Raw genomic sequence first — 560 nt, 5'->3', positions numbered from 1 at the left:
GATATTGACCCCCATATCGAAACCCTGCTTCGGGACAGTAATATCCTTGCTTTCAAGAAACTGAAGATAAAAGACCTTGAAAAGCTTGCCGAAGCAACGGGTACGACTCTGATGGCTCAACAGGACGAGATCCACCCGGAAAACCTGGGAAGAGCGGATAGTATAAGGGTCGAAAAGAAAAACGGGGAGAATTTTGTGTTTATTAATGTTAAGGGGAAGGCAATTGCTTCTATTCTGATCAGGGAGCCTGTGAAATATGGGCTTGACAAGGTTGAGGAAGCAGTTGACGACGCCCTTAATAATGCGGCTTTCCTCCTGAAGAATAAAGAAATTGTAAACGGAGGAGGCGCAATCGAGTTCGAACTGGCTCATATGCTCAGGCTCTTTGCAGCAACCCAAACCGGAAAGAAACAGCTTGCAGTGCTGGCTTATGCAGATGCCCTTGAGAAAATTCCTGTAATCCTGGCCCGAAACCTGGGTATGAACTCAGTCGATGCCCTGGTGCAGATGAGAAATGCATATTCAAGAGGAATCGAAGCCAGGATATCCATCTCAGGAAA

1 protein-coding gene is annotated in these 560 nt (G+C 46.4%); it reads left to right on the top strand.

Annotated features, from left to right (window positions below; genetic code table 11):
* Positions 1 to 560, top strand: a 560-nt coding sequence (locus tag EQO05_RS15230; RefSeq protein ID WP_240664790.1) for a TCP-1/cpn60 chaperonin family protein, incomplete at both ends; no start/stop codon positions are given.

This window comes from Methanosarcina sp. MSH10X1 (assembly GCF_004099695.1).
Lineage (GTDB): Archaea > Halobacteriota > Methanosarcinia > Methanosarcinales > Methanosarcinaceae > Methanosarcina.
The sequence above is the reverse complement of the archived record's forward strand: the minus strand, read 5'-3'. Positions and strand labels throughout refer to the sequence as shown.